Genomic DNA, 13,949 nt, shown 5'->3' with positions numbered 1-13,949 from the left:
ACTCCGCCGAGATCACTGGCGCTTCGCCCTGTCCCTGCGCACACGGAGCCGAGCGCGCTGCTGCTCCACGCGGGCACGGACGCCGGGCTCGGGGCGCCTGTCACCGTCGGCACGGGCGGCCGGCAGTGGATCCTGCGGATGGTGTGACAGCGGTCGGCCCCATGGGGAAACCGACCGGTGCCAGGAATCCCGGCACCGGTCCTCACATCTCCCGCCAGGCCTCCAGCGCCAGCCCCGGCTCGTCCTTCCTGCGGGTCAGCAGCAGCTGCCCGCCCGACGGGGACAGCGTCGCCGCCACGACGGCACCGCTCTCGTCCGTCGCCAGCGACACCCCGGCGTCCCCGGGCAGTTCGGGCCCCGACTCCGTCCACCACGCCCCCGCCGACTCCTGCTCCGTCGGATAGGCGGCGAACGCGACCCGGCCTCCGGCGGAGCGCTGCGCGAGCAACGTGCAGTCGTGGCCGTCGAGTTCGCAGCGGACGGCGGAGACCGGGCCGGGGCCGGCCGAGGCGAGGAGGGGGACGGGTTTGGCGCCGGGGCGCCAGGTGCAGAGGTCGCCGGAACCGTCGGTGTAGAAGAGGGTGGTGCGGTCCGGAGACGTGGCGAGCGCGCCGAGGGTGCCCGGGCGGACGTCGGTCTCGATCTCCTCCGTCAGCACGGGCTGTGCGCCCGGCTTCTCCTGGCGCCAGTACAGAATGCCGCCGGGGTGGGCCGCGTAGAGCTCGACTTGCCCGGCCTCGGCCGTGACCGCCGCCAGGTCCTCTTGTACGTCATGCCCCTTGAGGTCCCGCCACGGGTCCCAGCCGCCCTTCTCCTTCTGGGCGACCATGCTCACCCCGCCGTCCCTGTTGCGTACGAAGACATGGGCCCGCCCCTGGGCGTCGACCGCGACGGCGGGGGTGCCGGTGCGGTCGCCGGTCCGGTTCGGGTGGCCGATCGGGGTCCAGTCGAGGGCGGCGAGGCGCGGGCGGAAGTGGGTGGAGTGGACCAGCCCGGACTCGCCGGGTTTGGTGGGCCGCCAGGAGACCAGATGGGCGTAGCCGTCGGTGCCCTGGCCGATCGCGAGGCCGGGGCGGAGCCGTTGGTCGCCGCCCACCTTGCGCGGGGCCGTCTCCCAGGAACCGCCGGGCCCCAGTTCGGCTCGGCACAGTACGGCCTCACCGGACGGCAGATAGACACTGAGCCGGCCGTCACGGCCGCGGATGAGCCAGTCGCCGTTCACCGGTTCACTCTATGCGGGCCGGTTCGAGGCGTGCCTGGTCACCCCCGGGTGGGGCGTGGGCCACACCCGGGGGCACTGTGCGGCTCGGGCCGCGATGTGGCTGACTTCCCGGGTCCGGGGCTTGGACCTCTGTGCGACGTGGTTCGCGACATACCTGGTCCCTGGGCCCGGCGGCTGGACCGCTGTGCGACCTGGCTCGCGACATACCTGATCCCCGGCGTCGGCCCGCGAACCAGCATGCGGCCTGGGCTGCGACATGGCTGACCACCCGCGTCCGGCCCATGGACCACTGCCCGACCCCTCTCGCGACACACCCGCCCCCCCCGGGCCCCGGCCCGCGGGCCTACCGTGGACGTCATGACCGACAAGCTCACCGTCACCGTCCTGGGCACCGGCATCATGGGCGCCGCCATGGCCCGTAACCTCGCCGGAGCCGGGCTCGCCGTCCGTGCCTGGAACCGTACGCGTGCCAAGGCCGAGCCACTCGCCGACGCCGGTATCCGCGTGACCGACTCCCCCGCCGAGGCGGTGGAGGGCGCCGATGTCGTCCTGACCATGCTGTACGACGGTCCGGCCGCCCTGGCCACGATGGAGGAGGCGTTGCCCGCGCTGCGCCCGGGGGTGGTGTGGGTGCAGTCGACGACGGCCGGCATCGAGGGGCTCGGCGAGCTGGCCGCCTTCGCCGCGGCGCACGGCCTGGTCTTCTACGACGCTCCCGTCCTCGGCACCCGGCAGCCCGCCGAGGCCGGTCAACTGACCGTGCTGGCGGGCGGACCCGAAGCCCACCGGCACTCCGTGACCCCCGTCTTCGACGCGGTCGGCGCCCGCACGGTGTGGACCGGCGAGGCGGGCAGCGCGACCCGGCTGAAGCTGGTCGCCAACAGCTGGGTGCTGGCCGCGACCGCGGCGACCGGCGAGGTGCTGGCGCTGTCCGAGGCGCTCGGCGTGGACCCGCGGGACTTCTTCTCGCTGATCGCGGGCGGCCCGCTGGACATGGGCTATCTGCGGGCCAAGGCCGGGCTGGTGCTGGACGGGCGGCTCACCCCGGCCCAGTTCGCGGTCTCCACGGCCGCGAAGGACGCCCGGCTCATCGTGAGCGCCGGTGCGGAGAACGGGGTCCGGCTGGATGTGGCGGCGGCGAGTGCGGCTCGGCTGGAGCGGGCGGCGGAGTTGGGGCATGGGGAGGAGGACATGGCGGCGGCGTATTACGCGAGCTTCGACGAGGGACGGTGAGCGACGCCGACGCCGACGCGTACGTACACAAGGAACCCGGCGCTCACGGAACCCTGCGTCGCGCCCGCACCCAACTACCCCACAGAACCCGGCACACACCGATCACCCCACCTCAACACCCGCCCCCACCTCCCCCACAGAACCTGGCACCCTGACCCCATGAACGCCGAAGCCCCGCTCCTCGTCATCGTCGATGCCGCCAACGTCGTCGGTTCCGTTCCCGATGGCTGGTGGCGGGACCGGCGGGGAGCCGCGGAGCGGTTGCGGGACCGGCTGGCGGTGGACGGGGTGCCGGGGCGTGCCGGACCCGTGGAGATCGTCCTGGTGGTCGAGGGGGCCGCCCGGGGTGTGGAGTCCGTGGCCGGCGTGCGGGTGGAGGCGGCTGCCGGGAGCGGGGACGACCGGATGGTGGAGCTGGTGGCCGAGGCGGCGGGGCGTGATGTCCTGGTCGTCACGGCGGATCGGGAACTCCGGCGGCGCGTAGGGGAGTTGGGTGCGGAGGTGGCGGGGCCTCGGAGTGTGCGCGGGTAGCTGCCCGGGCGCTGGTGGTGTCCGGTACCGTCCTCCCCTTCCTGCCGCACGGAGGCAGGGGCCGCCCGAGGGAGCGGTCAGACCTGGTGCGGCCGGCCGCCTGACCCGTACGTGCCTCGGCCCCGCTCAAGGCGACGAAGCGCATCGATCGGGGCCGAGGCAGGGGCAGGGGCAGGGGCCAAGGCAGACGACTTGGGCGGCCTACTCCGCCCCGCCGTTCGGCGGCTTCGGCATCTGCCCCACCGTCGTCTCCGTCTCCCGCCCGAGCCGGCTGTGCGACCGCCCGTACAGGAAGTACACGACGAATCCGAGCGCCATCCAGATCGCGAACCGCAGCCATGTCTCCGCCGGAAGGTTCAGCATCAGCCACAGCGATGCCAGCACCGACAGGATCGGCAGGAACGGGACCCACGGGGTGCGGAAGGCGCGGTGCAGGTCCGGGCGGGTGCGGCGGAGGATGATGACGCCGATCGCGACCACCACGAACGCGAACAGCGTGCCGATGTTGACCAGTTCGGCGAGTTCGCTGAGCGGCGTGAAGCCGGCGACGATCGCGATGACCACGCCGAGCAGGATGGTCGGGCGGTGGGGGGTCTTGAAGCGCGGGTGGACGTGGGAGAAGAAGCGGGGCAGGAGGCCGTCGCGGCTCATCGCGAAGAACACCCGGGTCTGGCCGAGCAACAGAATCATGCAGACCGTCGTCAACCCCACCGCCGCGCCGAAGCTGATGAAGCCCGCGAACCACGGGTGCCCGGTGGCCTTCAAGGCGTCCGCCAGTGGTGCGGTGATCGACAGGTCGGTGTACTTCTGCATGCCGGTCACCACGATCGACACCGCCACGTACAGGAGCGTGCAGATGACCAACGAGCCGAGGATGCCGCGTGGCATGTCCCGTTGCGGGTTCTTCGTCTCCTCCGCGGCCGTGGCCACCACGTCGAAGCCGATGAAGGCGAAGAAGACCACGGACGCGGCCGTGAAGATGCCCATCACACCGAAGTTGGCCGGCGCCCAGCCGAACATCAGCTGGATCAGCGGGGCTTGGAGACTCCCGCCCGCCTCGACGGCCTGCGACTTCGGGATGAACGGGTCGTAGTTGTCGCCCTTGATGAAGAACGCGCCCGCGATGATCACGGTCAGGACGACCGTGACCTTGATGGCGACCACGAGGGAGGTCACGCGCGCGGAGAGCTTGGTGCCGAGGACCAGGATGCCGGTCAGCACCAGGACGAGCGCCGCCGCGAGGATGTCGAAGCCGAAGCCGTCGGCGCCGTCGCGGCCGCTGAGCGCCTCCGGAAGGTGCCAGCCCGCGTTGTCGAGCAGCGAGGCGATGTAGCCGGACCAGCCGACGGCGACCACCGCCGTGCCGAGCGCGAACTCCAGGACCAGGTCCCAGCCGATGATCCAGGCGGGGAGTTCACCCAGGGAGGCGTACGAGAACGTGTACGCCGAGCCGGCCACCGGGACCGTGGAGGCGAACTCGGCGTAGCAGAGCGCGGCGAGCGCGCAGACGACGCCGGCCACGACGAAGGCCAGGGCGACGGCGGGACCGGCGTTGTTCTTGGCCACCGTGCCGGTCAGGACGAAGATGCCGGTGCCGATGATGACACCGACGCCGAAGACCGTCAGGTCCAGGGCGGACAGGGACTTCTTCAGCGCGTGCTCTGGTTCCTCGGTATCGAGGATGGACTGCTCGACTCTCTTCGTCCGGAAGAGTGTGCTGCTCACGGGCGTACCTCCCACGCTGTGTCGTCCTCGACATGATCGAGAGGGGGCGATGGGGGTCCCCCCGGGTCGAGCGAAGCCGAGAGCTGGGGGAGCGTATGCCCCGGCGCGTGGGGGTTCACGCAAATGGGCCGGTAGTACCACCCTTCGCGGTGGTACTACCGGCCCATTCAGGCGTGTCAGTCGCGTGCGGGCTCCGGCTCCGCCGCCGCCGCGCTGCCGTACTTGCCGTCCAGCTTCGAGACCAGTCCGGTGACCTGGCGGGCGATGTCCGGCGCGGTCAGCCCGATCTCCGCCATGACCTCGGCGCGCGAGGCGTGGTCGAGGAAGCGCGGCGGGATGCCGAAGTCGCGCAGCGGTACGTCGACACCGGCGTCGCGCAGCGCCTGGGCGATCGCCGAACCGACGCCTCCGACACGGGAGTTGTCCTCGACGGTGACGACGACGCGGTGGCGCTCGGCGAGCGGGGCCATGGCCTCGTCCACCGGCTTGACCCAGCGCGGGTCGACGACGGTGGTGGAGATGCCCTGCTTGTCGAGAAGCGCGGCGATCTCCAGGCACATGGGGGCGAGGGCACCTACGGAGACCAGGAGCACGTCCGGGGTGTCCGTGCCGGGCTCGCGCAGTACGTCCATGCCCCCGACGCGTCCCACGGCGGGTACGGCGGGGCCCACGGCGCCCTTCGAGAACCGTACGACCGTCGGCGCGTCGTCGACCTGTACGGCCTCGCGGAGCTGGGCGCGGACCTGGTCGGCGTCGCGCGGGGCGGCGAGCCTGAGGCCCGGGACGACCTGGAGGATCGACATGTCCCACATGCCGTTGTGGGAGGCGCCGTCGGTGCCGGTGACGCCGGCGCGGTCCAGGACGAACGTGACGCCGCACTTGTGCAGGGCGACGTCCATCAGGACCTGGTCGAAGGCGCGGTTGAGGAAGGTGGCGTAGACGGCGAAGACGGGGTGCAGCCCGCCGGTCGCCAGGCCCGCCGCCGACACCGCGCCGTGCTGCTCGGCGATACCGACGTCGTAGATGCGGTCCGGGAAGGTGTCCGCGAACTTCTTCAGGCCGACCGGCTGGAGCATGGCCGCCGTGATGGCCACGATGTCCCCCCGCTCCTTGCCGAGCTGGACCATCTCGTCGCCGAAGACGGAGGTCCAGTCGGCGCCGGAGGCCTTGATCGGCAGACCGGTGTCGGGGTGGATGGGGCCGATGCCGTGGAAGCGGTCGGCCTCGTCCTGGAGGGCGGGCTGGTAGCCGCGGCCCTTCTCGGTGAGGACGTGGACGATGACCGGGCCGCCGAAGCGCTTGGCACGGGCCAGCGCGGACTCCATGGCCTCGATGTCGTGGCCGTCGATGGGGCCGACGTACTTGAGGCCGAGGTCCTCGAACATGCCCTGCGGCGCGATGAAGTCCTTGAGGCCCTTCTTGGCGCCGTGGAGGGTCTCGTAGAGGGGCTTGCCGACGACCGGGGTGCGCTCCAGGAGGTCCTTGCCGCGGGCCAGGAAGCGCTCGTAGCCGTCGGTGGTGCGCAGGGTCGCGAGGTGGTTGGCGAGGCCGCCGATGGTGGGCGCGTAGGAGCGCTCGTTGTCGTTGACGACGATGACGAGCGGGCGGTCCTTGGCGTCGGCGATGTTGTTCAACGCCTCCCAGGCCATGCCGCCGGTGAGGGCGCCGTCACCGATCACGGCGACGACGTGGTCGTCGCGTTTCTGGATCTGGTTGGCCTTCGCGAGGCCGTCGGCCCAGCCGAGGACGGTGGAGGCGTGGCTGTTCTCGATGACGTCGTGCTCGGACTCGGCCTGCGAGGGGTAGCCCGAGAGGCCGCCCTTCATCTTCAGCTTGGAGAAGTCCTGGCGGCCGGTGAGCAGCTTGTGGACGTAGGACTGGTGGCCGGTGTCCCAGAGCACCTTGTCCTTCGGCGAGTCGAAGACACGGTGCAGGGCGATGGTGAGCTCGACCACGCCGAGGTTCGGGCCGAGGTGGCCGCCGGTCTTGGAGACGGCGTCGACGAGGAAGGTCCGGATCTCCTCTGCCAGCTGGTCCAGCTGCTCCAGGCTGAGCCGGTCCAGATCGCGCGGTCCCCTGATGCGGGTCAGCAGCGGCACCCGTGCCTCCTTGCAGTAGAGCTGTTCGAGCTGTTGCCGGGCTTGTCGAGTCTAATGTTCCGTCTTTGCGGAAGAGACCCGGGCGGTGCGTGATAGGTCACGCGATCGGCTGTACCCAAGATCCACCATTCGTAAGATCCACGGGTCGTACGACATGAAAATGGCCCGGCGCTGAACAGCGCCGGGCCAGATCCGGATTGTGCTAGCCGCGTCCGGCGGCCTTCTGGCTCCTGCGGGAGACCGAGTCGATGACCACGGCGCCCAGCAGAACACCACCGGTGATCATGTACTGGATCGAGGTGTTCATGTTCAGCAGGTTCAGGCCCGTCGTGATCGACTGGATCACGAGCATGCCCAGGAGGGCCGACCACACGGTGCCCCGCCCGCCGAAGAGGCTCGTGCCGCCGATGACGGCCGCGGCGATCGCGAGCATCAGGACGTTGCCGGTGCCGGCGCTCAGCGTCGCCGACGCGGTCTGGCCGGCGAAGAACATACCGCCGACCGCGGCGAAACCGCCGGAGATGGCGAACACGGTGATCCGGACCATCGGCACGCTGATACCGGCACGCCGGGCGGCCTCGATGCCGCCGCCGACCGCGAAGACCTGACGTCCGTAGGTCGTGCGACGCAGCACGAAGTCGATGATCACGAGCGCGGCCAGGAAGATCACCAGCGCGTTGGAGACGCCCGCGGCGCTGTTCAGCACGGCTGCGGCCACGAAGGACACGACGGCCAGCAGACCGACGCGCAGCAGGATCTCGCTGGTCGGCCGGAACGGGACGCCCGCGGCCTTGCGGCGGCGCTGCTCACCGAAGTTGCCGACGAGGCTGAGCACCACGGCGAGGCCGGCCAGCAGGTAGGCACCGATGATGGCCTGGTCCATGAAGTAGGAGCTCTTGGCCAGCACGTTCACCGGACCGGAGTCCGAGGGGATGTTGATGGTGCCGCTGGAGCCCAGCAGCCACAGCATCAGGCCGTTCCAGCCGAGGAGGCCGGCGAGGGTGACGACGAACGCCGGTACGCCGATCTTCGCGAAGAACCAGCCGTGCAGCGCGCCGATCGCGGCACCGGTGAGCACCGTCAGGAACAGCGCCAACCACGGGTTCATGGTGTGGTCCACCACGAACACGGCGAACAAGGTGGACGCCAGGCCGCTGACGGAACCGACGGAAAGGTCGATCTCACCGAGCAGCAGGACGAACACCAGGCCGATGGAGAGCATGCCGTAGGCCGACATGTAGTAGCCGATGTCGGAGAGGTTGTCCGCGCTGAGGAACAGGTCGTTCTTCAGCTGGAAGATCGTCCAGATGACGATGAGCCCGATGACGACCGGCAGTGAGCCGAGCTCGCCGCCCTTGGTCTTGCGCTTGAACTCGGTCCAGTAGCCCTTGAAGCCCTCCTCGCGGAGCAGCAGCCGCGGGTCGACGACGGCGACCGGTGCGGCCGTGGGGTCGTCGGCGGGGGCGACGGTGGTCTGGTCCTCGACCACACCGGCGGTCTTCGCCGCCTTTCCGGTGTCCTCGGTCTTCGACGTGTCGCTCACTTTGCCGCCTCCGTGCTGCGACGCCCCGCACGACGGGTCACGGCGTTGTCCGTGGCGCCCGTGATGGCGGCGATGATCTCTTCGTGGGTGGTGTCCTTCACGGAGAAGGAGCCGTTGTTCTTCCCCAGGCGCAGCACGGCGACCGTGTCGGCCACGGCCTTCACGTCGGCCATGTTGTGGCTGATGAGGATGACGCCGAGGTCGCGCTCGCGGAGCCGCTCGACCAGGTCCAGAACCTGCGCGGTCTGCTCGACGCCGAGGGCGGCGGTGGGCTCGTCGAGGATGACGACCTTGGGCTCACCGATCAGGGCACGCGCGATGGCGACGACCTGGCGCTGGCCACCGGAGAGGCTCGCGATCGGGATGCGCACGCTCGGGATGCGGATGGAGAGCGTGCTCAGCAGTTCGCGAGCGTTCTTCTCCATCGCCACCTCGTCGATGACGCCACGGCGGACGATCTCGCGGCCGAGGTAGAGATTGCCGACGACGTCGAGGTTGTCGCACAGCGCGAGGTCCTGGTAGACCGTCGCGACGCCGAGTCCCTGGGCGTCGTGCGGCCTGTTGATGCTGACCGGCTTGCCGTCCCACTCGATGACGCCCTCATCGATGGGGTGGACGCCGGCGATCGTCTTGACCAGCGTGGACTTTCCTGCGCCGTTGTCGCCGACGAGCGCGACCACTTCTCCGGCGTGGACCTCCAGATCGACATCGGTGAGGGCCTGGACCGCACCGAATCGCTTGGAGACTCCGCGCAACGCCAGCACGGGCGTAGCGGACACGTGAACCATCTCCTTCGCCGCCTGACCGGCGGGGATGCCGCGCTTGGGGTAATGCGCGGAAGGGGGTGCCGAAGGAGGCACCGATTTACTGATGAACTTGCGCGCAGCCCGTGCCATTTGGCAACGGGCGCGTTCGCCATGCTTCCGTCCGGCGCCCGCCCCGCAGCGGGGTATGAAGGCGGGGCGGGCGCCGGAGGGGCTTCTACCTGCCGGGAGGGCGTGCCCGTTCAAGGCACGCCCCCCGGGGCGGTGGTTACTGCAGACCGGCCTTCTTGCACGCGGCGGCGTACGCCGCGGTGCAGATCTGGTCGGCCGTGTAGAGCTTGTCCTTGATCACCGTGTCCTTGATGTTGTCGACGGTGACGGAGACCGGGGTGAGCAGGCTCGCGGGCACCTTGTTGCCGGAGCCGCTGGTCACCTCGGTGGCGGCGATGGACTTGATGTCCTTGCCCTCCAGCAGGCTGATCGCGAGCTCGGCGGCCGTGTCGGCCTCCGGCTTGTAGGCCTTGTAGACCGTGGCGGACTGGGTGCCGGCGACGATGCGCTGGATGGCCGCGAGCTCCGCGTCCTGGCCGGTCAGCGGGATGTCACCGATGCCCGCGCCCTTGAGGGTGTTGGCGATACCACCGGCCATGCCGTCGTTGGCGGCGTAGACACCGGCGATGTTCTTGGCACCCAGCTGGGTGATGGCGGCGGACATCTTCTCCGCGGCGACGGTGTCCTTCCACAGGCCGGACTGCTCGTAGGCGATGTCGACCTTGCCGTCGAGGGTCTTGTGCGCGCCTTCCTTGAACTGGGCGGCGTTCGGGTCGGCGTCGTCACCGTTGATCATGACGACCTTCGACTTGGCGGTCGCCTTGGAGCCGAGGGCGTCCAGCAGGGCCTGGCCCTGGAGCTCGCCGACCTTGACGTTGTCGAACGAGACGTACGCGGAGACCGGGCCCTGGGCCAGACGGTCGTACGCGACGACCTTGACGCCCTTGTCCACCGCGGACTGGATGGAGGACTTGATGGCGGCGGAGTCCTGGGCGGAGATCACGATGACCTTCACGCCCTTGGTGACCATGGTGCTGACCTGCTGCGCCTGCTTGTTGGCGTCGGCGGCGGCGTTCGCGTACTCGACCTTGCAGTCCGAGCACAGCTCCTTCACCTTGGCCTCGAAGTACGGCTTGTCGAACTTCTCGTACCGCTCGGTGACGTTGTCGGGCAGAAGCAGACCGATCGACTTGCTGCCCGAGTCGGAGCTGCCGCTGTCGTTGTCGTCGTCTCCGGCCTTGCCACAGGCGGCGGCGGTCAGAGCGAGAGCCGAGACCAGAACGGGCACGGCCGCACGACGCATAAGCGTGTTCACTTCAGAAACCTCCCTGACGAGGCCGCGTCGTTGCGGCCGAGGTGGCTGGAAGTCAACTCGGCCGTACGTGCGACGTCAAGAAGTAAATACTTAACGGGTTGGCAACGGCGGGTTTCGTTCTCTAAGTGAAGGCAGGAGCTGCTGCGTGCAGCGTGCCGTCCAAAAGGGTCGAATCACCCATCTCGCTGAGCGCGAGAGCGAGTGCTCCGAGCACCTCCGCACGGCCCCCAAGTGCCCCTGGGAGAACAGTGAGTTGACGTGCTGCGCTGGGAATGGCGTACCGGCTGACAGACTCCCTTATGGGTCCCAGTACCAGCTCGCCGGCCTCCGCGAGATCACCGCCGAGGACCACCCTGCTCGGGTTCAGGAGATTGCAGAGATTGGCGACTCCACTGCCGATATGGCGGCCGACGTCGGCGATCACCCGACGGCAGCCAGGGTCTCCGTCCCTGGCCAGCCGCACGACGCCTTCCATCGTCAGATCGGTGCCGTGACTGGACTGGAGGAGCGGAAGCACATAGCGCGCGGCCGCGAAGGTCTCCAGGCAGCCACGGTTTCCACAACGGCAGACCGGGCCGGATTCATCAAGAGTAATATGCCCGATTTCTCCCGCTGTGCCACCTGGGCCCCGGTAGATCTTGCCGTTGATGACCAGACCGGCGCCGACTCCGCTGGCGACCTTGATGTACGCCAGGTCCCTGACGCCTCTGCCGCTGCCCCAGACCATCTCGCCGAGGGCGCCCAGGTTGGCGTCGTTGTCGACGTGCACGGGTACGCCCAGACGGGCGCCCAGCTCCTCGGCGGGCTTGGTGCCGATCCAGCCCGGCAGGATCGCTGAGGAGCCCAGGGAACCGGACTCCAGGTCGATCGGGCCGGGGACGCCCAGACCCACTCCGGCGATCTTGGAGCGGTCGACCCCGGTCCCCGCGATCAGGCGGCTGACCAGCTCTTCCGCCCGGTCGAAGCCCTGTGCCGAGGAGGCGTCCACGTCCAGCGGCTCGGACTCCTCGGCCAGCACCTGGTGGGCGAGGTTGCCGACGGCGACCCTCAGGTGCGTATGGCCGAAGTCGACGCCGATCACGATGCCGGCGTCCCCGCTGAGCGAGACGCTGCGGGCCCGCCGGCCACCGGCCGAGGTGGGCGTGACCTCGACGGTTCCGCCGTCCTTGAGCTCACGGACGATGTTGGAGACGGTCGCGGCGGACAGCCCGGTGGTCCTCGCGATCTCCGCCTGGGTGAGCGACCCGGCCAGCCGGACCGCCCGGACGACCCGTTCCAGGTTGGCTCGGTGCAGCGACGACTGCGACCCCGGAGTCTCCACGACGACCTCCTGCGCGCGGGACCGCATCGATGAGGCCCCGTCTATGTCCAACTAGTGAACTCTAAGCTGAGCCGTTCGGGTCGCCTTCCGTCAAGAGGTTGAACAGTATCCGCGGCGCCGTACACGCGTGCGTGCGCCGCTCCCAGGGCGGGGAACGGCGTGCGCACGGCCGGTTCCGGAGCGCTACGCGCGCTTCATTTCAGAGTGGCGGATGTCAGCCCCGCCTGCACCTGGCGCTGGAAGGACAGGTACACGACCAGCATCGGGATCATGGCGATGGTCACGCCCGCGAACAGCACCGGCAGGTCGGAGGCGTACCCCTGTTGCTGCTGGAGCTGGATGAGCCCCTGGGTGAGGACATAGCGCTCGGGATCGTCGCCGCTCTGCGGCTGCATGAGGACCGTCGGCAGGATGAACTGGTTCCACTGGCCGAGGGTGTTGAAGATACCGACGCTGAGCAGGCCCGGCTTGGCCATCGGCAGCATCACCTGGAAGAAGGTGCGGCTGTGCGAGGCGCCGTCCAGGATCGCCGCCTCGAAGACCGCGGTCGGCAGGGTCCGGAAGAAGGCGTGCATGAAGAAGACCGTGAACGGCATCGAGTAGGCGACGTACACCAGGATCAGCCCCTGGTAGGTGTTCAGCATGTCCAGCCGTTTGACCATGAAGAACAGCGGGACCAGGGCCAGGAACACCGGGAACATCGCGCCGGCCACGAAGAAGTAGTACAGGAACCTGTTGCCCCAGAACTGGTAGCGGGCCAGCACGTACGCCGCCATCGAGCCGAACAGCATCGTCAGCGGCACCGAGAAGACCAGCACGATGACGGTGTTGACGAAGTAGTCGCCGATGCCCTTGTCCCAGGCCCGGGAGAAGACGTCCAGCGACCAGTTCTGCGGCCAGCCGAAGGCCGAACCGCCGATCTGGGCGTCGGTCTTGAAGGAGCTCAGGACCAGCCAGAGCAGGGGCAGGATGATCAGCAGGGCCCACAGGGCGAGGAAGCCGTGCGAGAAGACGTTCAGGACGACGCCCTCGCCGCGCTCGTCACCGGGGCGGGCGGGGGTCTTGGCGACGGAGGGCCGGGTGGGGACGGAGCCGCCCGAGGCTGCGGTCTCCTTGAGGGGTGCGCTCATCGTCGTATCTCTCCCGCTCAGAACTCGACTCGGTCGCGGCGGGTGGCACGCAACGTGAACACGGACACGAACAGGGTGAGGAGGAGCATGACCACGCCCATGGCGCAGGCGTAGCCGCTCTTCCCGTAGAGCTGGAAGTTGCGCATCATCACGGTCGCCATGACCTCGCTGTGGTGGTCGGGGCCGCCTCCGTAGTCGCCGGAGGTCATGGTGGAGACCAGGATGAACATGTCCATCGCCACGATGCCGAGATAGACCCAGGCGGTCTGCACGGACTCCCACAGCAGGGGCAGGGTGATGCGGAAGAACGACTGGGCGCGGCCGGCGCCGTCGATGAGCGCGGCCTCGTAGATGTCCTTCGGGATGGACGTCATGGCGGCGGAGAACAGCACGAGGTAGAAGCCGACGCCGTGCCAGACGACCACCACGAGCAGGGCCCACAGCACGATGTTCGGCTCGTTGAGCCACTCGACGGGGTTCTCGGCGTCGACCAGGCCGAGCTTGACGAGGAACCCGTTGAGCAGGCCACCGCCGTCACTGCGGTAGACGGCCCCGAACAGCACCGCCATGATCGCCAATGACAGCACCTGCGGGAAGAAATAGATGATCTTGTAGTACTTGGATCCGGCGACCCCTGCGACTCCGCCGGCCCGGCTCCGCCCGCCCACGTTCAGCATGAAGGCGAAGAACAGGGCGAGCAGAATGGTGATCACGGGGATGAAGATCAGGAACAGGATGTTGTGCCAGATCGCCCCCATGAAGATGTCGTCCTGGAACAACGCCTTGTAGTTGTCGAGGCCGACGAAACTGAAGGTCTGCGACTGCCCCTTCCAGTCGGTCAGCGAATAGCCGAACGTCTGGATGTAAGGCCAGATCACGAAGATCACATAGAGCGCCACGGGAGCGAACAGAAATCCCGCGACGAACCGGTACTGCCCTTTGCGCATTGGCGTTTCCTGCCCCTGGTCTCCCGGTGGTACGCCCGCGCCCCGGTTCCGGGGCGCGGGGCGCCGTG

Annotated in this window: 11 protein-coding genes; 2 read left to right on the top strand and 9 right to left on the bottom strand. The window is 69.1% G+C overall.

What is annotated here, in order from left to right; genetic code table 11:
• Nucleotides 1-202: 202 nt before the first annotated feature.
• Nucleotides 203-1,222, bottom strand: a complete 1,020-nt coding sequence (locus tag PH203_RS06220) for a hypothetical protein (protein WP_289917273.1) — start codon at nt 1,220-1,222, stop codon at nt 203-205.
• 357 nt (nt 1,223-1,579) lie between these two features.
• Between PH203_RS06220 and PH203_RS06215 the strand changes: the two genes are divergently transcribed.
• Nucleotides 1,580-2,455, top strand: a complete 876-nt coding sequence (locus PH203_RS06215; RefSeq protein WP_289917270.1) for an NAD(P)-dependent oxidoreductase — start codon at nt 1,580-1,582, stop codon at nt 2,453-2,455.
• A gap of 159 nt (nt 2,456-2,614) precedes the next feature.
• Entirely contained in the window at nt 2,615-2,986 is a 372-nt protein-coding gene (locus PH203_RS06210) for an NTP pyrophosphohydrolase (protein WP_289917269.1), read from the top strand.
• Between the two features lie 201 nt (nt 2,987-3,187).
• On the opposite strand, the gene PH203_RS06205 is transcribed toward PH203_RS06210, so the two are convergent.
• The 8 genes from PH203_RS06205 to PH203_RS06170 all read right to left on the bottom strand — a co-directional run bounded on the left by PH203_RS06205 (nt 3,188) and on the right by PH203_RS06170 (nt 13,881).
• A complete protein-coding gene (locus PH203_RS06205) occupies nt 3,188-4,711 on the bottom strand; it encodes an amino acid permease (RefSeq protein ID WP_289917267.1) in 1,524 nt (507 codons plus the stop codon).
• A gap of 176 nt (nt 4,712-4,887) precedes the next feature.
• On the bottom strand, nt 4,888-6,810 hold the full coding sequence (gene dxs / locus PH203_RS06200; protein ID WP_289917265.1) for a 1-deoxy-D-xylulose-5-phosphate synthase: 1,923 nt from the start codon (nt 6,808-6,810) through the stop codon (nt 4,888-4,890).
• Between the two features lie 202 nt (nt 6,811-7,012).
• Entirely contained in the window at nt 7,013-8,299 is a 1,287-nt protein-coding gene (locus PH203_RS06195) for a sugar ABC transporter permease (RefSeq protein WP_289918259.1), read from the bottom strand.
• A 50-nt stretch (nt 8,300-8,349) separates the two neighbouring features.
• On the bottom strand, nt 8,350-9,141 hold the full coding sequence (locus PH203_RS06190) for an ATP-binding cassette domain-containing protein (RefSeq protein WP_289917263.1): 792 nt from the start codon (nt 9,139-9,141) through the stop codon (nt 8,350-8,352).
• 244 nt (nt 9,142-9,385) lie between these two features.
• A complete protein-coding gene (locus PH203_RS06185; protein WP_289918257.1) occupies nt 9,386-10,471 on the bottom strand; it encodes a substrate-binding domain-containing protein in 1,086 nt (361 codons plus the stop codon).
• A 133-nt stretch (nt 10,472-10,604) separates the two neighbouring features.
• Entirely contained in the window at nt 10,605-11,804 is a 1,200-nt protein-coding gene (locus PH203_RS06180) for an ROK family transcriptional regulator (protein WP_289917260.1), read from the bottom strand.
• Nucleotides 11,805-11,998: 194 nt separating this feature from the next.
• Entirely contained in the window at nt 11,999-12,934 is a 936-nt protein-coding gene (locus PH203_RS06175) for a carbohydrate ABC transporter permease (RefSeq protein ID WP_289917259.1), read from the bottom strand.
• A gap of 17 nt (nt 12,935-12,951) precedes the next feature.
• Entirely contained in the window at nt 12,952-13,881 is a 930-nt protein-coding gene (locus tag PH203_RS06170) for a sugar ABC transporter permease (protein ID WP_289917257.1), read from the bottom strand.
• Between the last annotated feature and the right edge of the window lie 68 nt (nt 13,882-13,949).

Source organism: Streptomyces sp. S.PB5, assembly GCF_030403745.1.
Taxonomy (GTDB): Bacteria; Actinomycetota; Actinomycetes; order Streptomycetales; family Streptomycetaceae; genus Streptomyces.
The sequence above is the reverse complement of the archived record's forward strand: the minus strand, read 5'-3'. Positions and strand labels throughout refer to the sequence as shown.